We start from the raw sequence: 23,092 nt of genomic DNA, 5'->3' as shown, positions 1-23,092 counted from the left end.
CGCCAGGTCTGCCTGGCGGGCCGTCGGTCATGTGCTGTCCCGGACCGGGCCTCAGACCCGCCGCAGCTGCCAGATCTGCGGCGCCAGTCCGTTGCAGGTCCACTGCTGGACGTTGCCGCCCGGCGCGCGGGAGCCCTCGGCCACGTCGAGACACTGGCCACTGGACCGGGAGACGAGCCGGTAGTACCCGCGGCCGACGCTCTCCGGACGCCAGTCCTGGGCCGCCTGGGCGTTGCAGTACCACTGCCGGACATTCGTACCGGGCGTCGGGGAGCCGTTCTCCACATCCAGGCAGTGCCCGCTGTTGCGGCCGGTCAGGGTGAAGTGGCCACCGTCGTGTGCGCGGAGCGTCCACTCCTGTGGCCCCAGTCCGTTGCAGGTCCACTGCTGGACGTTGCCGCCCGGCGCCCGGGAGTCCGCCGCCACGTCGAGGCAGTGGCCGCTGTTGACGTTCCTCAGACGGTAGAGCGCGCCGTCCGCCACACCGGCCTGGTCGCCGCCGCCGGTGAGGGAGCCGGTCGCGAAGTACGGCCGGCACACCGAACCGTCCCAGTCGGTGGCGAGCTGCAGCAGCCGGCTCCCGTCGGCCGACGGAAGCAGCGGGGAGCTGTAGTTCTGGCAGTAGTTCACCTCGGGATCGGCCACCCGCACAGGCGAATCGATCTCGTACCAAAAACCGCTGCCGTTCTCCGTGTTGACGAGAACCGTACGGCCGCTGTCCGCCGAAGGGGTGCCGTCCCGGTTGAGCAGCCGCTGGCCCACCAGCAGGATCCGGCCGTCCGGCCCGCCGTCGGGTGACGGAGCCCATGCGATGGTCGGCGCCGCCCTGAAGTACTTGCCGTCGACCGTCTCCGGACGATCGCCCAGGGCTGTCGGGTCGCCCCAGTTCCAACCGTCCGCCGACGTCCGGAAGTGCACCACGCACTGGTACTGGCCGCCGGGGTTGCAGATCTCGTAGCTCATGAAATAGGTGCCGTTCGGCAGCTTGCGCACCACGGGCATGCCCGGCCGGTCGGGGGTCCAGCTGCTGGCCACGGTGGCGTGGTGTCCCTGCCAGGTGACGCCGTCGTAACTGCGTGATGCCACCAGCTTCTGACTGTGGGCGGGGTCCGTCTCGTCGGCGTAATGGCAGACGAGCGCGCCGTCGGCGGCGATGGAGAACTCCGGTTCCCACAGGCCGCCCGTGCCGCTCGCGGTGGCACAGGCGGAGAGGTAGGACCAGGTGCGGCCCACGTCGTCGCTGCGCCAGATGCGCAGCGCCATCCGCCGGTCCTGCTCGTCCTGGCCTGCGGACGAGGCCCAGAGCAGCGTGCCGGGCGCCAGGGCGCCCACCTGGCGTGGCAGTTCGAACAGGGTCGCGCAGCACAGTCCCTGGCCTGCCGCGGACTCGGGGTCGGCGACGCGGCCGACCTCGCGGAAGGTGGTGCCGCCGTCGGTGCTCTCGTGGATGGCGCCGATGCCGTTGTCGCCGTCGAAGGTGACGACGCTCGCGAGCACACGCCCGTCAGCCGCTCCGCTGTGGGCCAGCCGGATCGCGCGGGGATACAGGCCCGTACCGTCGCGCAGGGGTGTGCCCGTGGCGGTGGGGGAGGCGGTGGCCGCGGGCGAGGCGCCGGATGGAGTACTGCCGGCCGCGGCCGGCACCGCGAGGGCCAGCAGGCTCAGCACCGCGGTCACACAGAGCAGGAGCCGCCGTACCCCGGTGGACCGCCGGGAAGGGGTTGCACCGGAGGGCCGGCTGTTCCCCGGCCTGATGCCGGGGTGAGGTGGTGGTCGGCGCTTGCGCATCAGGGATTCCTCTTCTCGGGTGACGGGCCGCGGCGGACGGGGAAGACGGCCGCCGGGACGTGCCGGACGAGTCGGGCGATGCGGAACTGCTGAGCATGCCCCTGACACTCCCGCCCCGCGGTGCCGGAGTGCCGGTGGGAAATGTACATCGATGTAAATGCGGGTTGGAAGAGTGCGGACGGGCCGAGTCTGCGGGACCCGCCCGCGGAGGCCGGAGAGGCCGGGCCTTCCTCTATCGCGGGCGGTGTGCTCCCGCCCGGTGCACCAGGTCGAAGAAAGTGTCCCCGCGGACGACTTCGAAGGGCTCGCCGAGCAGGTCGCGGAGTTCGGCGATGTCACTCGGTGTCCAGCTCCAGGCGTTGACGGCGCCGGCGATGAACAGGGGTGCGGTGCGGTCCCAGCCCTCGATGTGCCGTAGCAGCGCGTCCCGGTACTCCCCGGCCTTCCCCTGCGGAAAGAAGTTGCCGAGCACGGGGATACCGGCGGGGCGGCTCTGCAGGTCTCCGGTCTCCCAGGACTGGATGATGCCGCGCACCGGGGTGTTCTCCCGGTAGGAACGGACGACGCGTTCATCGAACGGGATCCAGCCGTCGCCTGACGCATTGCGGGGGTTGTAGGCGTAGATCAGGTCCATGCCCGTCCGGCGCAGGAAACGGCCGGTGAGCTCGGTGTACGCGTCCAGGGCGCTCTCGGGCCATGAGCCGGGATAGGTGTATCCGGCGCCGGAGGGGCCCGCGATCAGCAGATCGTTGTCGGTGGCGGTCTCCTGGTAGTACGCCAGCAGCGCGGGCCCGATGTCCGCGAGCAGCGGGCTGACGGTCCAGTTGACGGGCACGCGCCCCCTCATCGGGTCCTCCCAGAGGGTACGCATCCGGCGCTGGCAGTACTGGATGTTGTCGCCCTCGCCGACGGTGAGGGTGAGGTAGACGCGGTTGCGGAGCACGGCCGTCGGCCTCGGCGCGACTCTGCCGGAGATCTTCGCGGGGACGCCGGCGTGCACGGTGGCGTTCATGTAGTAGTCGGCGGGCACCACCTCGATGCCGTGCCGGGACGCCCGGTCGACGCCGCCCCACTCTCCCGCGACGTCGTCGGAGAACCAGCCGGCGTAGGGGGTGGTGGGCGCGACCCGGCTGAAGATCTCGTCGAGGAGCGCGCCCGTGTCGCCGGAGGGGGGCAGCCAGAGGACCATCGCCCGGCTCGCGACGGCGTAGTCCCGGAAGTAGGGGAACGGCTCGACCCTGGTGGGCGCGGTCGTGGTGGCGGAGACGAGGTACTGGTTCCACAGCTCGGCCTCGACCAGGAGCTGCTGGGTACCGGCAGGCGGCGTGAAGTGGTAGATGAAGTACCCGTCGCCGTCGCAGAACCGGTTGGCGTCCCCGCCGACGGAGGAGTTGGAGCCGTCGAAGAGATGCGGCACCTCGGCGGCCGTGCCCGGGGTGAACGGGGCGACCAGCTCGTCGCCGTCGGCCGTCACTCGGACCGAACCGACCGAAGCGCCCCACCCGTCGTCGCCGAACGAATCCTGGAAACGCAGGTAGACGCCGTCCCCGCCTGCGGTCTCCGCGCTCAGATCGAAGGTGCGGACCTGCCGGTTCGACGAGTCGCGGACGCGCTCGGTCTCCCGGGCGATCTCACGCCATCGCACACCGTCCGACCGTACCGTCCGAGTGGGGGGCAGCCCGGCCAGCAGCGTGTGCGTGCAGCGCGGGAACAGATGGTCCAGTTGCCAGCGGTAGGTGGCGAGCACGTCGTCCGTGCCGAAGCGGCCCCGCAGATCCACGACGGTCTTCAGGCGGTGCGCACGGGCCTGTTCGGCGGTGGCGACGACGGCGTTCTCCAGGCCGGCCAGCGTGGTCGCCACGTTCACCGAGTCAGGGACCTCGGGGTCGTACAGGACGGCGCCGCGTGTTTCGCCTCGATAGCGGGCGACGAGGTCCGACGCCCGGTCGTGGCGGGTGACCGAGGCTCCGGTGCCGGACAGCCAGCGGAAGTCGACATCGCTCGCGTCGAAGTTGAAGTAGAGGCGTGGACGGCGCCGGTTGACCACCCCCTGAAGGGTCGTCAGCAGCAGTTGATCGTCTCCGCCGAGGGAACTGATGTCGGCGACGTCGAGCCGGGTGGGGCGGCCGAAGGACGGCAGCAGAGGGGCCGTGAGGCGGGCCTCGGCCGCGCCGGCCAAGCCGGGCCGGCAGATCCCGAGCCCACCGGCCGTGAAAGCTGCTCCGCCTGCCTGCAGAAGGGTTCTTCGGGACACCATCGGCGATCACTGCTCCCTGGAAGAGGCGGCGTGACATCGTTGTCAAATACTCGGCGAAGGTAGCCGCAGGGACGGGCCGTTGTCCATGGTGCACGCAGGAACCGACCGTCGGCGCACCGCTCGCCGGTCGCCGCCGACGGGGCCGGAGCGCCACGCGCGCCGCCGGCACGCCCCCAGGGGAGAGGGAGGCAGTGCCGGCGGGTGCACGAGATCACCAGTCGTGGACCGTCCCGTCGTGCAGCCGGTTGACCGGGAGATACGCCGCCTCGTACGGGTGCGCGGCCGCCAGTTCCTCGTTCAGCTCCACGCCGATGCCCGGCGCCTCGCCCGGGTGCAGATGGCCGTCCACGAAGGTGTACGCGTGGGGGAACACCGCCTCGGTGAGCGCCGTGTGGCCCGAGTACTCCTGGATCCCGAAGTTGTGTACGGCGAGGTCGAGGTGGAGGGCGGCGGCCATGCCGACCGGGGAGATGTCCTCCGGGCCGTGGATCGCGCTCTTGATCTGGTACTGCGCGGCGAAGTCGAAGAGCTTGCGCAGCGGGGTGACTCCGCCGAAGTGGGTGACGGCGGAACGCACGTAGTCGATCAACTGCTCGGTGATCAGGGACTGGTAGTCGTACACCGTGTTGAAGACCTCGCCGATGGCCAGCGGTGTCGTGGTGTGGCGGCGGACCACGCGCAGCGCCTCCTGGTTCTCGGCCGGTGTGCAGTCCTCGAGCCAGAAGAGGCGGTACGGTTCCAGGTCCTTGCCGAGGCGGGCGGCCTGGACCGGGGTGAGCCGGTGGTGTGCGTCGTGCAGGAGCGGGAGATCCGGGCCGAACTCGCCGCGCACGGCCTCCAGCACGTCCGGCATGTGACGCAGGTAGGCGTCGGTGTCCCAGTCCTCCACCAGCGGCCGGGCCTGCTGGTGGAGCACGGGGGAGCCGCTGTCGTCCGTACTCGACACGCCGTAGACCGCCTTCAGCCCGGGGATGCCGGACTGCACGCGTACGGCGGGGTAGCCCTCGGCGAGGCGGGCCCTGACCGAGTCGAGGAGTTCGGGGATGTCACGGCCGTTGGCGTGGCCGTAGGTCGCCACCCGCTCCCGGCTCGCCCCGCCCAGGAGCTGGTAGAGCGGGAGGCCGGCGGCCTTCGCCTTGATGTCCCAGAGCGCGACGTCGACGGCGGCGATCGCGGCCATCGTCACCGGTCCGCGCCGCCAGTACGCCCCCCGGTACAGGGACTGCCAGGTGTCCTCGATGCGGTGCGGGTCCAGTCCCATGAGGAGGGGCACCACGTGGTCCTCGAGATAGCTGACCACGGCCAGTTCCCGGCCGTTGAGGGTGGCGTCGCCGAGGCCGGTGAGTCCCTCGTCGGTCGTCAGCCGGAGCGTGACGAAGTTACGGCCGGGGCTGGTGACGAGGACCTTCGCGTCGACAATTTTCATGGGGGTACTTTCTTCCGGATGCGGTGGTGACGGGCCGTTCAGCCCTTGGTGGCGCCGGAGGTCAGACCGGCCACCAGGTACTTCTGTCCGAGGACGGCGGCCAGGACGACGGGGACGGTGATGAGCGTCGCGGCGGCCATGAGACCGCCCCAGTCGGTGCTCGCGTACGAGATGAAGTTGAAGAGGGTCACCGGCACGGTCTGCGTACGGTCGTCCGCGAAGATCAGCGCGAACATGAAGTTGTTCCAGCTGAAGACGAAGGCGAGCAGGGACGCGGTCGCCGTTCCGGGGGCCGCGAGGGGCAGGGCGATGCGGCGGAAGGCGCCGAAGGCGCTCAGCCCGTCGGTGCGCGCCGCCTCCTCCAGTTCGACCGGCAGGCCGGCGAAGAAGCTGATCATGATCCACATGATGAGCGGGACGGAGACGAACATCTGGCTGAGGATCAGCACGGTGTAGGAGCCGACGAGGCCCATCTGCGCGAACAGGTAGTACCAGGGGACGAGCAGCGAGATCGCCGGGACGATACGCGCGACCAGGATCAGCGAACCCGTGCGGTGCATGGAGAACCGTCCGACCGCCCAGGCGGCGGGCACCGCGATGACGGCGGAGAGCACGGTGGAGACCACGCCGACCAGCAGGGAGTTGCCCATCGACCGCAGGATCTGCCCGGCCTCGACGATGCTGCGGAAGTTCTCGAGGGTGGGGCTGAACCACAGGCCCACGGACGGGTCGGTCACCTGCACGTTGGTCTTGAAGGCCGCGGCGAACATCCACACCAGGGGCAGCGCGAAGACCAGCGTCACGAGGGCGATGGCGATGGAGCGCAGCCACGCGCGGACCGCGCGCCTGCGCAGGTGTGCCGGGACGGGCGTGGGGGTGACGACGGCACTCATGCGGTCTTCCTTCCGCTCCGGCGGCGCAGCAGCACCACGACGCCGATGATGAAGAGCGTGAACAGGACCAGGACGGCGGCGGCCAGGCCGTACTCCTGGTAGTCGAAGGTCAGCCCGTAGGCGTAGACGTTGAGGGTCTCCACCTCGAAGTCCGAGCCACCGCCCGCCCCCTTGGTGGCGTAGAGGATGTCGAAGGTCTTGAGCGCGTCCACCGCGCGCAGCACCAGGGCGGTGGCGAGCGTCGGGCCGAGCATGGGCAGCACGACGTGCCGGAACCGCTGCCAGCCGTTCGCCCCGTCGACGCGGGCGGCCTCCTCCGGCTCCTCGGGCAGTGTGGTCAGCCCGGCGAGGAGCAGCAGGGTCATCATGGGTGTCCACTGCCACACGTCGATGAGCATCAGGGTCGGCAGCGACTGGCTGACGGAGCCGAGGAACTCCTGCCGGGGCAGTCCGACTCCGGCGAGCAGATGGTTGGCTATGCCGTTGGTGGGGTCGAGGATCAGCAGCCAGAGGATGCCGATCGCCACCGGGGTGGTGAGCAACGGGATGATCAGAACCGTACGCACCCACCGCATGCCCCGGAACGGCTTGCGCATGAGCATCGCCAGGGCGAGGCCGAGCACCGTCTCCAGGATCACCGCTCCGACGGTGAAGACCAGTGTGCGCCGGGCGGCGGGCCAGAAGCGGCGGGTGTCACCGAGGGCGTCGGTGAAGTTCTGCAGGCCGACGTGTGCCTTGCCCGCGTTCACCGCGCCGAAGGCGTCGGTCAGGCTGAGGTTGACCGTGTAGACCAGCGGAAAGACGATCATCAGGCCGACGAAGAGCAGTGCCGGCGCGAGCATCGCCCACTTCAGCCGCCGGTTGGCCTGTTCGAAGGTGCGAGGGCGGCGCGCGGGAGCCGGCCGTGTGCCCGGCGCGGCGGCGGGGCGGGCCGGGGAGACCTCTGTGGCGGACATCAGGACTCCTTGTGGCGGTTGTCGCGGACGAGGAAATCGGCGAACTCCGCATCGGCGTCCCGGGCCACGGGCCGTACGTCGTTTCCGAGGATGCCCGCGACCAGCGGCCTCCCGACGATGTCCCTGGCCCGGCCGACCTGAAGGACCCGGGGCCTGTCGTAGCCGAGGCCCCGCTCCGCGTTGAGCCGCATGGCCTCGGCGAGATCCGGGGGGAACGACGCCAGGGACGCGGGGTCGGACCACACCGACGTACGGGCGCCCGGGATGCCGTCCTTCTGGAGGGCCGCGGTCACCTCGGTTCCGGCGGCCCACCTGATGAACTCCCAGGCGTCGTCGCGCAGCAGGCTGAACTTGTTGATGCCCAGGCTCCAGGACGGGATGTTGTGCGGCCGGGCGCCGGCCGGTCCGGCCGGGAAGGGCGCGAAGCCCACGGTCTCGCGCACGGTCGACACCTTCGGGTCGAGGAAGCTGCTGTAGATCGCGTCTGCGTCGATGTAGAAGGCGGCCTTGCCCTGCGCGAAGATCGGCATGGCCTGTTCGAGGCTCATGTTGGTGGCGCCGGGCGGGCCCGTCCTGGCCAGGAGGCTGCCGTAGTACTCGTACGCGGCGAGGGCCTCGGGCGTGCCGATGCCGGACCTGCCCCGCACGACGAAGTCCCCGCCGTGCGAATACAGGAAGCTCGACCACTGGGACACGGCGCCGCTGCGCTGGCCCCGGCCCACGTAGCCGTAGAAGCCCTTCTTCTTCTCGGTGAGTTCCCGGGCCGCCGACATCAGCGCCTCAAGGGTGCGCGGCGGTCCCCCGAGGTCCTCCACGAGATCCTTGCGGTAGTAGAGCGCGGGGCGCTCGGTCACCACGGGGACGCTCAGCACCTTGCCCGCCGTCACCGAAGCCTCTCGCGGGGCCTTCTGGAAGTCGGGCCAGGCGAACTCCTCGTCCTGGGTGACGCGGTCGCTCAGGTCGGCCAGCCAGCCGTTGTGCGCGAAGAGCAACTGCTCCTGGAGCGCGCGGACCATCATGACGTCCACGTCGGTGCCCGAGGCGTTGAGCTTCACGTTGTAGCTGCTCGCCAGCTGGTCCGCGGTGAGCAGGGTCATGGAGACCCGCCGCCCGATGCGCTCCTCGAACTCCTTCGTGCGGCGGCGGATCGCCTGGGACCACACGTGGTTGATGGCCATGATCCGCAAGGGGGTGTCGGCGGAGGGCCGCCCGCCCCTGCTCGTACACGCGCCGAGCGCCCCGGTCCCGGCGGCTCCGGCGACTCCTGCCGCCAGCCTGCCGAAGGAGCGCCGGCTGAGGAGCTGGCTGCTCGTGGACATCGTCGTCCTCGTCTTTCTGCGCTGTCGTGCGTCCTGCTCACCTCAGGCGTGTCGTCGCCTGGGGAGCTCCTGTTCTGCCCGGTCCAACTGGTAGGACCAGTTGGACCAGAGGGACGTTAGCAGGGGAGCGGCGCCCCGAACAGCCCTTTGACGGGCCGGATCACAGAAGCGTGGGTTCGGAGGCGGCGGGTGGCCCGGAGGGCGCTACCCGTCCGTCCTTCCGGCGCCGTACCGGTTACCGGTCCCGTCCAGCAGCGTTTCGATGTGGTTGCGCGCCATGATGTCGACCTGGATGTCGAGATCCTTGCCGTAGGTGCGCAGGCCGAGCATCAAGTGCTCCCGCATGCGCTCACCGGCCAGTTCCACGTCGCGCGCCTCGATCGCCTCGAAGATCTCGGGGTGGTGCGGAACACCGGGCTCGCCGATCGAGGGGTCGGAGTTGGAGCGGAGCATCATCTCGAACATCATTCCGCTGATCGACGAGAGCATGATCCTGAGCACCGGGTTCTTGCTCGCCTCGGCGACGGCGTCGTGAAAGGCCATGTCGGCCCGGGCCTTGACGACGACGTCGCTCGCCGATTCAAGGGCGTCCCGGGCGGACCTGAGCGCCTCGATGTCCTCGTCCGTCGCGTGCTCGGCCGCCAGGCGTACCGTCTCGACCTCGAGCGGAAGCCGGGCTTCGATCAGCTGCCGCACGGTGGGCCGGCCCGCGCGGTACAGGGCGTCGTACCCCCTGGCCTGCCCCGAGGTCTGCTCACGCACGAAGGACCCACGTCCCGGCGCCACCTCGATCAGGTGCTGGGCCTCCAAGCGCCGCAGCACCTCGCGTACGACGTTCCTGCTGGCCCCGAACTGGGTCGAGAGCTCGCGCTCCGAGGGGAGCTTGGTCCCGACCGCGATGTCACCGGACCGGATGTCGTGCTCGAGTTCCCGTGCGATCCGCTCCGTCAGGAGCCCACGCCGCTCGGGGGCCGCGGCCTGGCCGGAACGCGCAGGGGAGGAAGAGGCGGACGGCTGCATCCCCGCAGCGTACAGCCTGGTCATGGGCGGGTGGGGCGGGTATTCCCGCGGCCCGGAGGAGCGGCTCGGTCACGGCCCCTCGGGAACGGACCTGCCCGCACGAGTGGCGTCCGCGCCCCAGCTCGCGAGCAGACGCAGCGCGTCGGCGGACGCCGAGCCCGGCTCCGGGTGATAGGCCACCACCGACTGCTCCGCGTCGTCGGGCAGGGCGAACGTCTCGAAGCGGAGCGTCAGCTCACCCACCAGCGGATGCCGCAGCCGCTTGACGCCGTGGGTCTTCTCCTTGACGTCGTGCCTCGCCCACAGCCGGCGGAACTCCTCGCTCTTCACGGACAGTTCACCGACCAGTGCGGAGAGACGCGGGTCGTCGGGGCGGCAGCCCGCGTCCATCCGCAGGTAGCTGACGATGTCCGCCGCCTTCTGGTCCCACTCCACGAAGAGGTCCCGGTACTCCGGCCTCAGGAACGTCAGCCGCGCCCAGTTCCTCTCCTGCGGCGGAAGCTGCGACCAGTCGCCGAAGACCGCCGCCGCCATCCGGTTCCAGCCCAGGATCTCGGAGCGCCGGCCGATGACGTACGCGGGAACGCCCTCCATCGTGTCGAGCAGCTGACAGAGCGTGCCCCGCACCCGCTGCTGCCGCGCCGACGGCCTCTTCCGGTGCTGCTTGGGCTTCGCCAGGTGGGTGAGGTGCGCCTGCTCGGCGCCGGTCAGCCGCAGAGCGGACGCGATCGCACCCAGTACCTCCCCGGACACGTTCTGTCCGTTGCCCTGTTCCAGACGTGTGTAATACGCCACGGACACCCCGGCCAGCTGCGCGAGCTCCTCGCGCCGCAGCCCAGGGACCCGGCGGTGCCGGCCGAAGTCGGGCAGCCCCACATCCTCGGGCTTGAGCCGCGCCCGCCGGCTGCGCAGGAACTCGCTGAGCTCGGCACGCCGGTCGAGGGCGTGCCCCGCGCCGTCACCGGGGACATCTGCGGACTGCCGCTCGGGCACAGGCTGCTCCTCCATGGGTCCAGTATCCATGGTCGTACGCACACCATCCTGACCCCGCCAGTAGTACGACCACTGGACGTAGGCAGAGCTGTGGCCTGGGTGAACGCGGAGACACCGGGCAGGCTGGACGACGTGCCCGGACCGAAAGCCGCCGGGCGCAGGACCACTCCTTAGGAGAATTTCCGCATGACCACTGTCGCTGCGTACGCCGCCCCCTCCGCGAAGGCTCCGCTGGAGCGCACCACCATCGAGCGACGCGCGGTCGGCGAGTTCGACGTGCTGATCGACATCAAGTTCGCCGGCATCTGCCACTCGGACATCCACCAGGCCCGCGACGGCTGGGGCGAGGGCATCTTCCCGATGGTGCCCGGCCACGAGATCGCCGGCATCGTCACCGAGACGGGCCCCGGCGTCACCAGGTTCTCCGTCGGCGACCGCGTCGGCGTCGGCTGCATGGTGGACTCCTGCCGTGAGTGCGAGAACTGCGAGGCAGGCCTGGAGCAGTACTGCGTCAAGGGCAACATCGGCACGTACAACGCCCTGGACAAGAACGGCGACCCCACGTACGGGGGCTACTCCACGCACATCGTCGTGGACGAGAACTACACGGTCCGTATCCCCGAGGGCCTGGCACTCGACGAGGCGGCGCCGCTGCTCTGCGCCGGCATCACCACGTACTCCCCCCTGAAGCACTGGAACGCCGGCCCCGGCAAGAAGGTCGCCGTTCTCGGCATGGGCGGCCTCGGGCACGTGGGCGTCAAGATCGCGCACGCGCTCGGCGCCGAGGTGACCGTCCTCTCGCAGTCCCTGCGCAAGCAGGAGGACGGGCTGAAGCTGGGCGCCGACCACTACTACGCCACGAGCGACCCGAAGACCTTCGAGGACCTGCGCGGCACCTTCGACATCATCCTGTCCACGGTGTCGGCCCCGCTGGACTTCGGCGCCTACCTCGCCCTCCTCAAGACGGACGGCGCGCTGGTGAACGTCGGCGCCCCGGAGGAGCCCGTCTCCGTCAACCTCTTCTCCCTGATCGGCGGCCGCAAGTCCCTCTCGGGCTCCGGGATCGGCGGCATCCAGGAGACCCAGGAAATGCTGGACTTCTGCGCCGAGCACGGATTCGGAGCCGAGATCGAACTGATCGGCGCGGCCGAGATCAACGAGGCGTACGAGCGCGTGCTGAACAGCGACGTCCGCTACCGCTTCGTGATCGACACCGCGACCATCTGAGGTCCGTCACCCCCGGTCCCGGGACCGGGGGTGCACGCGGCTCCCACCGCGCACCGGTCCTCAGCGAAGAGCGCGGTTCTTCCTTTCTGTGCATCTCTTGCTCTCCCTGAGGATTCGACCGGCCTGCGGGGCCGGTGCCCAGGTTCCGGGCGCGCAGCAGCAGGCGGGTGGCCGGTGCGCTCGGGGCGGCGAGGACCGTGTTCCGGTCACCGTCCTCGACGACCGTGCCGGCGTCGATGACCACGAGGTCGTCGGCCGGCTGTCCGAGCAGTCGAAGGTCGTGACCGATCCACAGCACCGCTGTTCCGCTCACCTCGCGGAGCCTGGTGATCTCCGAGGTCACCAGGCTGGTGCTGACGGCATCCATCGCGGTGGTGATCCCGTCGCAGATCAGTACGTCGGGCTCGGCGGCGGCGCCAATTCGCTGTCGGCCCGGTTCCTGGCCCGAGGGGTGTGAGGCAGGCTGCGGACGGGGCGTCCTGCCTGCGGCCTGGGCCATGGTGCCGACGAAACTCCGTTGCCGCCTGGCTGGGAGTGGCCTACGGTCCCGGTCATGCTGCCTGTGGTGGAAACGGATGACGACTGGGACACTGTCGTCCCCGATGAGAGCGTGATGCGTCCTGGGGCGGAAGACCTCTGTGCACGTCTCGGGTTCCCCGGCGCCTCACTGGTCCGCTTCCCTGACGGGTCACAGCCGGTCTACGCGGTGGGTGACGACCACGTGCTCAAGCTCTTCCCCGGAGCTGCCGCTCAGGACGGCATCGCTGAAGGCCGGGTCCTTGCCCATGTGCAAGGGCGACTGCCGGTGCCGACACCCGTGGTGCGGGCATCCGGCCCGTACGAGAACGGCTGGCAGTACGTCCTGATGTCCAGGCTCCGCGGCAGGAACCTCGCCCACTCCTGGGAGCACGTGCCCCGGAATCATCGTGAACGGCTCGTCGTCGAGATCGGTGAGACCCTCTCGGCGTTGCACGCCCTCAGCCCCGAGCCGCTGCGGGACGCCCTCGGCCCCGAGGACTGGGGCACCTTTCTGGATCGCCAGACAGCCGGCGCGGTGGAACAGCAGCGCGCCCATGGGCTGTCAGCGGCCTGGCTGGTCCAGATTCCGGACTTCCTCGCGTCGGTTCCGTTGCCACGGACCCCACAGCCTTCCCTGCTGCATACCGAGGTCATGCAGCAGCACTTCCTGGTCGATCCCGACGGATGGCGCCTGACCGGTTTGTTCGACTTCGAACCAGCGATGATCGGTGACCGCGCCTACGACTTCGTCGGTGTCGGCCTGTTCGTCACGCGCGGAAATCCAGCCCTGTTGGCTCGGCTCACCGGGGTGTACGGTCACGGCTTCGAGCCGCGTGAACTCATGGCCTACACGTTGCTACACGTGTACAGCAACCTTCCCTGGTACATGAGAGAACTGCCCGCCCCCGCCGAAGAATCTCTTCCTTCACTCGCAGAGGCTTGGTTCAGCACGGTGTGAGGGACGAGGCGGGCCCACTGGTTCCTGGGGGGTCTGCGGCCGGAGAGGTCAGCGGCTTCCCGGCAGCCCTCCGCGGGCCGGGCTTGGGCCCGCCGGACAGGGACGCCTGCGACGTGCCCGCGCCGGGCCCCGCGGATGCCGTGGCCTTCCGCATAGCGAGACGGCCCCGCGTGCGGAGGGCCCTCCTCCGTATATTCGTACGCATGTCTGCTTCGGCCCTGTCACTGTGCCTCGCGCTGTTCGCGCACTCGGCGTGGTGCGTCGACGACGGCCTCTGTAGCGGCTGAACCCGCGTCGGCGGCGCGTGCCGCGCCGTCGACAGCCCATGCCGCTGTCCGCCGAGCACCATTCCGGAGACCTTCGTGACCACCGCGCCACCAGCCGGGCCGGCCGCGCCGCCGCGCGCACTGCCCGCCCTGTTCGTCCCCTCTCCCACCTCCGTACCCCGACCGGAGGTGCCGCCGCTGCCCCCGGTACGCAGGACGCCACTCGTCGTGTCCGGACTGCTCGCCGTCGCCCTGACCGCGTACGTGTGGTCGGCGCACGGCGCCAAGCCGGGCGTGCTGCTCCTGCTGGGTCTCGGACTGGGCGTCGCGCTCTTCCACTCCCGGTTCGGCTTCACCTCCGCCTGGCGGCAGCTCATCGCCGTGGGCAACGGCACCGGGCTGCGCGCGCACGCGCTGCTGCTCGGCACCACGGCCACCCTGTTCGCGCTCGTCGTCGGCACGAGCACCGGGCTGTTCGGCTCGCAGCCGGCACCGTCCGGCGGAGCGATCGGCGTCGGCCTGGTCGTCGGCTCGCTGCTCTTCGCCGTCGGGATGCAGCTCGGCGGCGCCTGCGCCTCCGGCACCCTCTTCGCCGTCGGCTCGGGGCAGACCTCGGTGCTGCTGACCCTCGGCGGCTTCATCGCGGGGGCCACGCTCGCCGCCTGGCAGTTCGACCTGTGGAAGGACCTCCCCGCCTGGGAGCCGGTCGTGCTGTCCGACCACATCGGCTGGCCCGGCTCGTGGGCGGTGACGATCGCCGCGCTGCTGCTGGTGGTCGCGGTCACCCGACGCGTCCAGGCCCGGCGCAACCCGCCGCCGCTCGGCGCCGTCCCGTCGGCGCGCACCTCGCTCGTACGGGTCTTCCGCGGCTCCTGGCCGCTGGTCGCCGGCGCCCTGGTGCTGGCCGTCCTCGGCGCGGGAGTGCTGCTGGTGTCCGGCGGCGCCTGGGGTGTCACGAGTGCGTTCAGCCTGTGGGGCTCGGAACTGGTGGGCGCCCTGGGCGGCCACCCGGAGAACTGGTCCTGGTGGCGGCAGCCCGGCAACGCGCAGATGCTGTCGGGTCCCGTACTGGCCGACAAGACCAGCCTCACCGACATCGGCATCATGATCGGCGCGGCGGTGGCCGCCGCGCTCGGCGGCACCTGGGCCCTGCACCGTGGCATCCCCTGGCGCACGGCCGTCGCGTCGGTGCTCGGCGGTGTGCTGATGGGCATAGGCGCACGGCTCGCCGGAGGCTGCAACATCGGCGCCTACCTCGCAGGTGTCGCCTCGGGCAGCCTCAGCGGCTGGCTGTGGGGCGCGGTCGCGCTGGCCGGCACCTGGATCGGGCTCAAGCTGCGTCCGCTGTTCGGCCTGGGCAACCCCAGGCCGGGGGACGGCGTCTGCTGATCGCGGCCGCCTCCCGAAGGCCGCCGGACCAGCCCACGCACACGCGGGAGCCGGCGGCCGGGGCCCTCCTCTACGATCACCCCCGTGTGCGCAAACGTCATAGTCGCGGAAGACGACGCGAAACAGGCCGAGCTGGTCCGCCGCTACCTCGAACGCGAAGGCCACGCGGTCACGGTGGTGTCCGACGGCCTCGCCGCCCTCGAACAGGCGCGACAGGGAAGTCCGGACCTGTTGGTGCTCGACGTGATGATGCCCCGGGCGGACGGGCTCGACGTGGTCCGCATACTGCGCTCCGAGGGGCGGGAGCTGGCGGTCCTCATGCTGACCGCCCGGGCCACGGAGGACGATCTGCTGCTCGGGCTCGACCTGGGCGCGGACGACTACATGACCAAGCCCTACAGCCCGCGGGAGCTCATGGCACGTGTGCGCACCCTCCTGCGGCGCACCCGGCGGGACGGCGGACGTGAGGACGGCCACGTGCTGCGGGTGGGATCGCTCGCCGTCGACCCCGTACGTCACGAAGTGGCGGTCGACGGTGCGGGAGTCGAGTGCACACCGGGGGAGTTCAGACTCCTCTCGGCGATGGCCGCGGAGCCGGAACGGGTCTTCACCCGCGAGCAGCTGCTCGCCGAACTCCACGGGTTCGACCGCTACATCAGCAGCCGGACCGTCGACGTGCACATCATGAACCTCCGCAAGAAGATCGAGCGCGCGCCCCGGCGGCCGGCCCGGCTCCTCACCGTCTTCGGAGTCGGCTACAAACTCATGGACCCGCAGAAGGGCGCCCCACGTGCCGAGGCGCGCTGAGCGCGGCGGACCGCGCCTGCGGCTCCCGCTGCGCAAGAGCCTCCTCGGGCGGCTGCTGGCGGTGTCGGCCCTCGTCGCGGCCTGTTCGGTCGCCGCGACAGCGTGGCTGGCCGTACAGACCACATCCGGTGCGATCGAGCAGGAGCAGGGCCGTAACCTCGCGGCGGACACCCGGGTCCTGGACGCCCTGCTCGCCTACGCGGCCGGACACCCCTCGTGGGACGGGGTGGGGGCCACGGTGAAGGAGCTGGCCGACGCCTCCGACCGGCGGATCACGCTGACGACGCAGAGCCGGCAGATCCTCGCGGACTCCGCCGCGTCGTCCACCTCGCCGCCTCCGGCCCTGCCTCCCCAGGCGTCGGCGGTCGTGGACCCGCTGTCCGTGACCGCCACCTCCGAGGCCGACTCGGACTCCGGCTCCGTGACGGTCGCTGCACCCGGCACGGACGGGGCGCAGCGCTCCGGCAACGACAGGGTCGACCCGCGGGCCGTCGGACCGTTCAGGCTGCCCGAGGCGGAGCGTACGTCGTTGAGGCGCACCGCCGACGAGGCGGTGCGGTGCCTCAGCCGGTCCGGGATCGCCTCCGACGTCGTCGAAGGGCCGAGCGGGCGGCCCCGTATCCAGGTCGTGGGCAACGATCCGGACCGCATGCGCGGCAGCCGGTGCTCGACGGACGCCCTGGACAGCCCCACAGCAACCGAGACGAAGGCGCTCACCGCCCTCAACGAGCTCGTCAACGCGTGCCTGGACCGGCAGGGGCGCGAGGCCGTACAGCTCGATCTCGACCTCTCCTGGAGAACCGACGAGGAGCCGGCCGCTGCGACGGCCACCCCCGTGCCGACGCCGGTGCCCAGCGTCAGCGTCCCGCGGGAGACCCTGCCGACAGAGGTCGCCACCCCCGCACCCCTGGACAGCGAGAACGACCGCGACATCGCCTCGTGCGTCGGCATCGCCCGCCAGGAGCAGCTCAGTTCGTACGTCGCCTCACCCGCCCTGCTGTTCATCGGCGACCCCGGCGGCGGCGCCGTGCCCGGCTTCGAGCTCTCCCCCGCGAACACGGCGAAGATCACCGGGGTCGCGGCGCTCGTCCTCGCACTCACCGTCGGAGCCTCGATCCTCGCCGGAGTACGGCTCGTGCGGCCGCTCCACGCCCTCACCGGAGCGGCCCAGCGCATGCGGGACGGCGAGGAACCGTCGCATGTGGTGGTCGCAGCGGACAACGAGATCGGCCGGCTGGCCGCCGCCTTCAACGACATGTCGGCGCACCGCGCCCGGTTGGAGGAACAGCGCAAGGTGATGGTCAGCGATGTCGCGCACGAGCTGCGTACCCCGTTGAGCAACATCCGCGGGTGGCTCGAGGGTGCCGAGGACGGCATCGCCGATGTGGACGAGATGTTCGTCTCCTCGCTGCTGGAGGAGGCGGTGCAGCTGCAGCACATCATCGACGACCTCCAGGACCTGTCGGCGGCCGATGCCGGTGTCCTGCGCCTGCACCCCGAACCCGTACGGATCGAGGAGCTGCTCGCCCACGCGGTGGCGGCCCACCAGGCCCAGGCCGATGCCGCCGGGGTCCGCCTCACCGTGACCGCGCCGGAGGGACACGAGCCGGTCCCCGAACTCACCGCCGACCCGGTCCGGCTGCGGCAGGCGATCGGCAACCTGGTGTCCAACGCCGTACGCCACACCCCTGCGGGAGGGCGGGTCACCCTGCGCGCCTACGTGACCGGGCCCGGGTCCGGGGAAGCGCACGAGGAGGTGGTGCTGGAGGTCGCCGACACCGGACGAGGCATAGCGCCCGAGGACCTGCCGTACGTCTTCGACCGGTTCTGGCGCGCGGAGAAGTCACGCAGCCGGCGTACGGGTGGCAGTGGCCTGGGGCTGGCGATCGTCCGCAAGCTCGTCGAGGCGCACGGCGGGACGGCCGGCGTGGTCAGCACAGTCGGCCAGGGGTCGGTGTTCACCCTGCGGATGCCGCCGGCCGGCCCTGATCCGATGAACATGACGGTCTGACAGCTTCCTCACAACTTCGCTCCAGTCTGTGGGCATGCCCGGCGCCCGACGCGCATCCGTGCGCGGGCACCATCAACGCCGAGCTGGAATCGGAGTTCTTCATGTCCCTTCGTCCGACCCTGCGCACCGCCGTCCTGGCCACTGCCGCCCTGGGCGCGGTCCTGCTGCCGTCCACCGCGGCCGTCGCCGACGCCACACCGACGCCGGTACCCGCCGAGCGCGGCGCGACCTCCACCCCGGAGGCCGCTGAGCGCAGCGCGACCCCCACCCCCGCCCCTGCAGGCGCCGAGCCCACCGAAGTGTCGACGCCGGTCCCCGCCGAGTCCGTGCCGGCCGGCACCGTTCCGCGTGGCGGCGTCGACGCCGGGGAGCGCCCGGCCCAGGGCGCAGGTGACACGGCGCTCTACGGTTCCGCGGCCGGAGCGGTGCTGCTCGCGGGCGCCGGTGTCCTCGTGCTGCGCCGCCGGTCCGCCGCACAGCACAACGGCTGATCCCACCCGGTGGCGCCGCTCCCCGCCGCAGGGGCGGCGCCACCCGTCGTTCCCCTCCCTCCTCAGCTCGCCCCGCACACGGAGTGTTCATGCCCCTCACCCTCAACTCCTCCTGGCGGACGGCCGCGTCCGTCACGGCAGCCGCTCTGCTGCTGGCCCCCCTCACCGGCTGCGGGGCGTCCGACACGCCCGAGCCGTCCGCCGGGGCGGCCTCCGACGCGCCCCCGTCCAAGGAGGCACCCAAGGCACCGGCACCCACGCGGCTGACCGTCGCGTCGCTCGGGATAGACAGCACGCTGCTGCGGCTGGGACTCAACGAGGACGGCACCGTCGAGGTCCCGCCCGCGGACAAGGGCATGACGGCCGGCTGGTACGCGGGCGGAGCCGTTCCCGGTGAGCCCGGTGCGGCCGTGCTCATCGGCCACAACGACACACGGTTCGGCAAGGCCGTCTTCCACGACCTCCACACCATCGACAAGGGGGCCGATATCGCGGTGTCCGGCGGGGGAGGGGAGAAGACCCACTTCACGGTCACCGGCACGGAGACGGTCAGCAAGAACTCCTTTCCCACGGACAAGGTCTACGGAGCGACCGATGAGCCCGTTCTCCGGCTGATCACGTGCGACGGAGCCTTCGACGCCGACGGGCACCCCGTGGACAACCTCATCGTGTACGCGGAACTGCGCTGACGGGGAGCCGGCCGGCCGCACTTCCCGCACCCACGCGCACACACGGGGGCGCGTGCGGCCGGTCGGTTCCCGGTTCGCGTCCACGATCCGGCGTCCGTTGCGGTCGTGCACGGCATCCGCCGGCAGGTGCCGACTACCGAGGAGCAGGGGGAGCCGGGCACGGGGACGGAGGAGGAGCCGGCGGGCATAGACAGTGCCCCATCGGGCAGTTCGGCCTGTCCTCGCGGCCGGTGACGCCGCGTCACCCACTTGCTAGCGTCTGGGCGTGAGCCGATACACCCCACCGATATCACGCCCCGACCTGGCGCCCTCGTGGAGCCGGCCCGGCACGTGACCGAGGACAGGGAAGGCGCGGCGTTCCCCCACATGGTGGGAACCACCGCGCACGACGACGGCCTCCGGCCGCACCCCGCAGCACCGCACCACGATCCGGCACAGAGCCACCCGGGACCGGCCGGCGCAACCGGGTACGAACCCGTGGGGGACGAACCCGCGGAGCCCGGGCCGAAGCCGGCCGGTACCTCTCCTGCCGTCGGTCCGGCCGACAAGCCAACGCCGCCACGCCGTAGGCGCGGCCCCCGCCCCTTCGTCCTGATCGTGCTGCCCAGCCTGGTGATTGTCCCCGGTGCCGCCCTCTTCCTCGCCCTGACCGGCGGCCTCGACCTGGCCCCGCCGCAGGACCCGGCTCCGAGCGAGTCAGCTGTCAGCAATGTGGACGGCTCCTACGTCCCCTGGCTGCGCAGGGCGACGGCGGACTGCACGGGAGTCAGCCCCGCACTCCTCGCCGCGCACATCGACCAGCTCTCAGGATGGCAGGACAACACCGCGAGCCTCTCCGAACAGGGCATCGCCCGCTTCACGGACGCCGACTGGAAGACCTGGGGCCGGGACGACGACGGCAACGGCAGTTCCTCGCCGCGCGACGCCGGGGACGCGATCATGGCGCTGGGGCGGCAGGACTGCTCCCTGGCGAAGAAGGTGACCGCACTCCGTACCAAGGGCACCGTCAACGGTGACGTCGCCGACCTCACGCTCGCCGCGTACGCGGCCGGGACGGAACAGGTCAAGGAGGCCGGCAAGGTCCCCGACCCGGCCCGCGCCTTCGTCGAGGACGTCAAGAAGCGGCTTCCGCAGTACGACTCACTGGTCCGCCGCAACCCCGAGCAGGAGAACGGCCCGGCCTCCGGCGCGCTCATGGCGCCGCCCGTCACCACACTCACCGTCACCTCGTCGTACGGATCGCGCACCCACCCGCTGACCGGGGTCACAAAGCTCCACACGGGCGTCGACTTCGGCGCGCCGCAGGGAGCTCAGGTGTCCGCGGTGCGGGACGGACGCGTCGAGTCCGCGGGCATGACCCCGGCCTACGGCAACCGCGTGGTGATCGACCACGGCACCATCGACGGAAAGCGGCTGGAGACCACCTACAGCCATCTGTCCGCCCTCCACGTGACGGCCGGCCAGAGCGTGACCACCGGGGACCCCGTCGGGCTGGTCGGCTCGACAGGCCTGTCCACCGGCCCGCATCTCCACTTCGAGGTCATCTTCGACGGCCAGTACATGGACCCGGTCGCCTGGCTCGGCAACGACGGCTGAGCCGGCCCTCCACGCGCCGATGCCGGCCTTCGAGCTGGCTGGGACCCGGAGGCGGCGGCGTGCCGGATTGCGGACCACGTGCGTGGAGGGCGGCGCAGTCAGAGGCCGGCGAGTCTGTCGACGCCGTAGCCGCTGATCAGAAGGCGTTCCTTACGGTTACCGGTGAGGAGCCGGCTCCAGTCGACGAAGCCGCCGTCGCCGCCTTCCGTGTACTGGCTGTCAACGGCGGCGCGTACCTTGAAACACATGCTCGTGTAGTAGCCGCGTCCGGTCGTGCGGTCGGGGTCCTCGATCACGGTGACGCCCGGCAGCGCGGCGAGATCACCGCGGATCCGATCGACGACCGGGCGGCACACGTCCTCCAGGCAGGTGAGCCGGATCTCCGTGTGCCGCGCCCCGGCGGCGGCCGACGCTCCAGCCGCGAACCGCAGATGCTCGGCCAGCTGCCGGTGTTCGAAGGACCGGTTACCGGTGTCCCGGCCGGCGGTCACCAGGCCGAATACCTGGAAGTGGGCGAGCATCCCAGGAGCGTCGAAGTGCTGGGCCCGGGTCACCCGCTGACTGGCTGCCAGCCTGACCGGCACCTGTGAACGAGGATCGGCGGCCAGGGCCACAGAACGTCGCAGGGACGCCTCCAGGGCCAGCGCATTCGTCGGATCGGCTGCCACCTCGCTGCCACGTACCGTCGCGATCACCTTGCGCGGATCCACGGTCGCGACGGCCGAATGGGCCGCCAGAGGAAGGACAGGGGCAAGCACGAGAGTCTCGAACCCTTCGGGCAACGCGGACACCAGAGCGTCCTCGGTACGGCGAAGTGCGGTGAAGCCGGTCGGCGCGGGCGCCACGAACCGGTCGTCGCGGTAGCGCCGCATCACCTCCGCCGGCGTGCGCTGATCCGCCCGGCGCCGGAACACCTCGAGCAGCAGCGTGGTCAGATCGGCACCCGACATACCGTTGCTCAGCAGGTCCAGCAGTTCGGGGCCGCCGGGCCGTCCCAGCACGCGTCGTAAGGCCGGGTTGGCCGGAATGTCTCCATCGTGCTCATGACGCCTCATGAGCAGCGATTATCAGCTCAAGGGCTACGGCCCGGCCACGAATTTTCTCGTGCGCGGCGTCCACGCCCTCGCAGCGGTGACGCCGGCGATCGGCGTGCGCCTGCCCGCCGAGTGACCGCGCCAGGCGGGGGAGTCGTCAGCGGCGGTACGCGGCCGTCGCGATGTCGATGAACGAACGGACCAACGGATTGGGGTCACCCTCGTTCCACACCGCCACCACCCGGCTCGGCGCCATGTCGGTGAGCGGCACGGCGGCCAGCCCCGCGGGCATGTCGTGGCCGAGCGGGGCCAGGCCGACCGTGCCGTTCCACAGCACGGCCTGCAGGCACTCCTGGACCACGCGCACCACCGGCCCCTCGCGCGGCTCGCCGCCGTTCCAGTACGACCGCCACAGCGGGTCGGTTCCCTGCGGGAACTGGAACCAGCGGCGGTCGCTCAGGTCGGCCAGCCGCAGGCTCTCGCGGCGGGCCAGCGGATCGTCGGCGCGCAGGACCGCGCCCACCGGATCGGAACGCAGCTCACACACCGTCAGGGCGGTCTCGTCGAACGGCGCCCGGGTCAGGGCGACATCGACAAGTCCGGCGCGCAGTCCGCAGGTCGGGTCGGTCAGGTCGGCGTCGCGGATGCGGATGTCGACGCCCGGGTGGCTACGACGGTAGGCGGCGGCCAGCCTGCCGGCCGCCGGGTCGGTGCTGTCGCCCAGGATGCCGACAGTGACGGTCGAGCCGCCGGCCGCCGAGGTCACCCGCAGGCGTACGCGGTCGGCGTGGTCGAGCAGGGCGCGCGCCTCGTCGAGCAGCAGGGCGCCCACGGGGGTGAGGGCGACGCCGGCAGGCGAGCGGACGAGCAGCAGGGCACCGACCTCGGTCTCGAGCTGCTTGACCGCCCGGCTCAGCGGCGGCTGACTCATGTGCAGTCGCGTGGCGGCCCGACCGAAGTGGAGTTCCTCGGCGACTGCCACGAAATACTTCAGGGTACGGAGCTCCACGCTGCAACGATACGCGCCGGGTATCGGCTTGACGGAACAGGTCTTGGACAGGAGCGCGGCGGCGCCGGTGCACTGGAGCCATGAACATCGCACATTGGATCATCGCGGGGGTGCTCGCCCTCTTCTACCTGTACGCAGGCGTGCTGAAGGTGATCCGCAGCCGCGATCAGCTCCGCCCGATGATGGCCTGGGTCGACCGCATGCCTCTGCCGGCCGTCAGGGCACTCGGGGTGGTCGAGATACTCGGCGCGACCGGGCTGATCCTTCCTCCACTGACCGGTGTCGCACCCTGGCTTGCGCTCGCGGCGGCCATCGGGTTCGTGATCCTGCAACTCGGCGCGATCGTCGTCCACAGGACCGGTGAGGACCGCCGGATCACACTCAACCTCGGGCTCCTCGCGGCAGCGGCCGTGCTCGTCTGGCCGGCCTCCACCTGGCTGTGAC

The 23,092-nt window shown here is 71.0% G+C and carries 19 protein-coding genes; 9 read left to right on the top strand and 10 right to left on the bottom strand.

Going from position 1 to position 23,092, the window contains the following annotated elements; genetic code table 11:
- Window positions 1-51 precede the first annotated feature (51 nt).
- The 8 genes from AB0P41_RS24365 to AB0P41_RS24330 all read right to left on the bottom strand — a co-directional run bounded on the left by AB0P41_RS24365 (window position 52) and on the right by AB0P41_RS24330 (window position 10,667).
- Window positions 52-1,668 (bottom strand): RICIN domain-containing protein, encoded by a 1,617-nt coding sequence (locus AB0P41_RS24365; protein ID WP_365934222.1) that lies wholly within the window; start codon window positions 1,666-1,668, stop codon window positions 52-54.
- Window positions 1,669-2,020: 352 nt separating this feature from the next.
- The gene (locus AB0P41_RS24360; RefSeq protein WP_356711157.1) at window positions 2,021-4,045 is read right to left on the bottom strand and encodes a GxGYxYP domain-containing protein; all 2,025 of its coding nucleotides are present in this window, start codon (window positions 4,043-4,045) and stop codon (window positions 2,021-2,023) included.
- Window positions 4,046-4,256: 211 nt separating this feature from the next.
- On the bottom strand, window positions 4,257-5,471 hold the full coding sequence (manD, locus tag AB0P41_RS24355) for a D-mannonate dehydratase ManD (RefSeq protein ID WP_356711155.1): 1,215 nt from the start codon (window positions 5,469-5,471) through the stop codon (window positions 4,257-4,259).
- Between the two features lie 38 nt (window positions 5,472-5,509).
- Window positions 5,510-6,364, bottom strand: a complete 855-nt coding sequence (locus tag AB0P41_RS24350; RefSeq protein ID WP_356711153.1) for a carbohydrate ABC transporter permease — start codon at window positions 6,362-6,364, stop codon at window positions 5,510-5,512.
- Window positions 6,361-7,320, bottom strand: a complete 960-nt coding sequence (locus tag AB0P41_RS24345) for a sugar ABC transporter permease (protein WP_356711151.1) — start codon at window positions 7,318-7,320, stop codon at window positions 6,361-6,363. The genes AB0P41_RS24350 and AB0P41_RS24345 overlap by 4 nt, the downstream gene beginning before the upstream one ends.
- Entirely contained in the window at window positions 7,320-8,639 is a 1,320-nt protein-coding gene (locus AB0P41_RS24340) for a sugar ABC transporter substrate-binding protein (RefSeq protein WP_356711149.1), read from the bottom strand. Before AB0P41_RS24340 ends, AB0P41_RS24345 begins: the two co-directional genes overlap by 1 nt.
- Window positions 8,640-8,843: 204 nt before the next feature.
- Window positions 8,844-9,659: a FadR/GntR family transcriptional regulator gene (locus tag AB0P41_RS24335; protein ID WP_356711147.1), complete on the bottom strand. Its 816-nt coding sequence runs from the start codon at window positions 9,657-9,659 to the stop codon at window positions 8,844-8,846.
- Between the two features lie 69 nt (window positions 9,660-9,728).
- On the bottom strand, window positions 9,729-10,667 hold the full coding sequence (locus AB0P41_RS24330; protein ID WP_356711145.1) for a helix-turn-helix transcriptional regulator: 939 nt from the start codon (window positions 10,665-10,667) through the stop codon (window positions 9,729-9,731).
- A 171-nt stretch (window positions 10,668-10,838) separates the two neighbouring features.
- On the opposite strand from AB0P41_RS24330, the gene AB0P41_RS24325 reads away from it, so the two are divergent.
- The 8 genes from AB0P41_RS24325 (at window position 10,839) to AB0P41_RS24290 (ending at window position 20,605) form a co-directional block, all read left to right on the top strand.
- Window positions 10,839-11,879 (top strand): NAD(P)-dependent alcohol dehydrogenase, encoded by a 1,041-nt coding sequence (locus tag AB0P41_RS24325; RefSeq protein ID WP_356711143.1) that lies wholly within the window; start codon window positions 10,839-10,841, stop codon window positions 11,877-11,879.
- A 553-nt stretch (window positions 11,880-12,432) separates the two neighbouring features.
- The gene (locus tag AB0P41_RS24320) at window positions 12,433-13,356 is read left to right on the top strand and encodes an aminoglycoside 3'-phosphotransferase/choline kinase family protein (RefSeq protein WP_365934144.1); all 924 of its coding nucleotides are present in this window, start codon (window positions 12,433-12,435) and stop codon (window positions 13,354-13,356) included.
- Window positions 13,357-13,718: 362 nt separating this feature from the next.
- The gene (locus AB0P41_RS24315; protein WP_365934142.1) at window positions 13,719-15,011 is read left to right on the top strand and encodes a YeeE/YedE family protein; all 1,293 of its coding nucleotides are present in this window, start codon (window positions 13,719-13,721) and stop codon (window positions 15,009-15,011) included.
- Window positions 15,012-15,095: 84 nt separating this feature from the next.
- Window positions 15,096-15,818: a response regulator transcription factor gene (locus AB0P41_RS24310; protein WP_356711135.1), complete on the top strand. Its 723-nt coding sequence runs from the start codon at window positions 15,096-15,098 to the stop codon at window positions 15,816-15,818.
- Window positions 15,802-17,829 (top strand): ATP-binding protein, encoded by a 2,028-nt coding sequence (locus tag AB0P41_RS24305; RefSeq protein ID WP_365934140.1) that lies wholly within the window; start codon window positions 15,802-15,804, stop codon window positions 17,827-17,829. Before AB0P41_RS24310 ends, AB0P41_RS24305 begins: the two co-directional genes overlap by 17 nt.
- A gap of 101 nt (window positions 17,830-17,930) precedes the next feature.
- Complete coding sequence (locus AB0P41_RS24300; protein ID WP_365934139.1) at window positions 17,931-18,320, top strand: hypothetical protein; 390 nt, start codon at window positions 17,931-17,933, stop codon at window positions 18,318-18,320.
- Between the two features lie 89 nt (window positions 18,321-18,409).
- The gene (locus AB0P41_RS24295) at window positions 18,410-19,009 is read left to right on the top strand and encodes a class F sortase (protein ID WP_356711129.1); all 600 of its coding nucleotides are present in this window, start codon (window positions 18,410-18,412) and stop codon (window positions 19,007-19,009) included.
- A 330-nt stretch (window positions 19,010-19,339) separates the two neighbouring features.
- Window positions 19,340-20,605 (top strand): M23 family metallopeptidase, encoded by a 1,266-nt coding sequence (locus tag AB0P41_RS24290; RefSeq protein ID WP_365934137.1) that lies wholly within the window; start codon window positions 19,340-19,342, stop codon window positions 20,603-20,605.
- Between the two features lie 98 nt (window positions 20,606-20,703).
- Here the strand turns inward: AB0P41_RS24290 and AB0P41_RS24285 are convergent, their stop codons facing one another.
- Window positions 20,704-21,660 (bottom strand): hypothetical protein, encoded by a 957-nt coding sequence (locus AB0P41_RS24285; protein WP_365934136.1) that lies wholly within the window; start codon window positions 21,658-21,660, stop codon window positions 20,704-20,706.
- 136 nt (window positions 21,661-21,796) lie between these two features.
- Window positions 21,797-22,648, bottom strand: coding sequence for a LysR family transcriptional regulator (locus AB0P41_RS24280; protein WP_365934134.1), 852 nt, complete (start codon window positions 22,646-22,648; stop codon window positions 21,797-21,799).
- A gap of 80 nt (window positions 22,649-22,728) precedes the next feature.
- Between AB0P41_RS24280 and AB0P41_RS24275 the strand changes: the two genes are divergently transcribed.
- Window positions 22,729-23,091 carry a DoxX family protein gene (locus tag AB0P41_RS24275; protein WP_365934133.1) on the top strand — a complete coding sequence of 121 codons (363 nt, stop codon included), beginning with the start codon at window positions 22,729-22,731 and terminating at the stop codon, window positions 23,089-23,091.
- Window position 23,092: the final 1 nt, after the last annotated feature.

Origin of the sequence: Streptomyces sp. NPDC079167 (genome assembly GCF_040686735.1) — a bacterium.
In the GTDB taxonomy this organism is placed as follows: Bacteria; Actinomycetota; Actinomycetes; order Streptomycetales; family Streptomycetaceae; genus Streptomyces.
Note: the sequence above shows the minus strand (reverse complement) of the source record. Positions and strands in the feature narration are given on the sequence as shown.

Coding starts and splice junctions, on each gene's coding strand:
- AB0P41_RS24325 (WP_356711143.1), top strand. CDS start 10,839: ATGACCACTGTCGCTGCGTACGCCGCCCCCTCCGCGAAGGCTCCGCTG.
- AB0P41_RS24275 (WP_365934133.1), top strand. CDS start 22,729: ATGAACATCGCACATTGGATCATCGCGGGGGTGCTCGCCCTCTTCTAC.
- AB0P41_RS24345 (WP_356711151.1), bottom strand. CDS start 7,320: ATGTCCGCCACAGAGGTCTCCCCGGCCCGCCCCGCCGCCGCGCCGGGC.
- AB0P41_RS24350 (WP_356711153.1), bottom strand. CDS start 6,364: ATGAGTGCCGTCGTCACCCCCACGCCCGTCCCGGCACACCTGCGCAGG.
- AB0P41_RS24320 (WP_365934144.1), top strand. CDS start 12,433: ATGCTGCCTGTGGTGGAAACGGATGACGACTGGGACACTGTCGTCCCC.
- AB0P41_RS24330 (WP_356711145.1), bottom strand. CDS start 10,667: ATGGAGGAGCAGCCTGTGCCCGAGCGGCAGTCCGCAGATGTCCCCGGT.
- AB0P41_RS24335 (WP_356711147.1), bottom strand. CDS start 9,659: ATGCAGCCGTCCGCCTCTTCCTCCCCTGCGCGTTCCGGCCAGGCCGCG.
- AB0P41_RS24360 (WP_356711157.1), bottom strand. CDS start 4,045: ATGGTGTCCCGAAGAACCCTTCTGCAGGCAGGCGGAGCAGCTTTCACG.
- manD (WP_356711155.1), bottom strand. CDS start 5,471: ATGAAAATTGTCGACGCGAAGGTCCTCGTCACCAGCCCCGGCCGTAAC.
- AB0P41_RS24285 (WP_365934136.1), bottom strand. CDS start 21,660: ATGAGGCGTCATGAGCACGATGGAGACATTCCGGCCAACCCGGCCTTA.
- AB0P41_RS24340 (WP_356711149.1), bottom strand. CDS start 8,639: ATGTCCACGAGCAGCCAGCTCCTCAGCCGGCGCTCCTTCGGCAGGCTG.
- AB0P41_RS24295 (WP_356711129.1), top strand. CDS start 18,410: ATGCCCCTCACCCTCAACTCCTCCTGGCGGACGGCCGCGTCCGTCACG.
- AB0P41_RS24300 (WP_365934139.1), top strand. CDS start 17,931: ATGTCCCTTCGTCCGACCCTGCGCACCGCCGTCCTGGCCACTGCCGCC.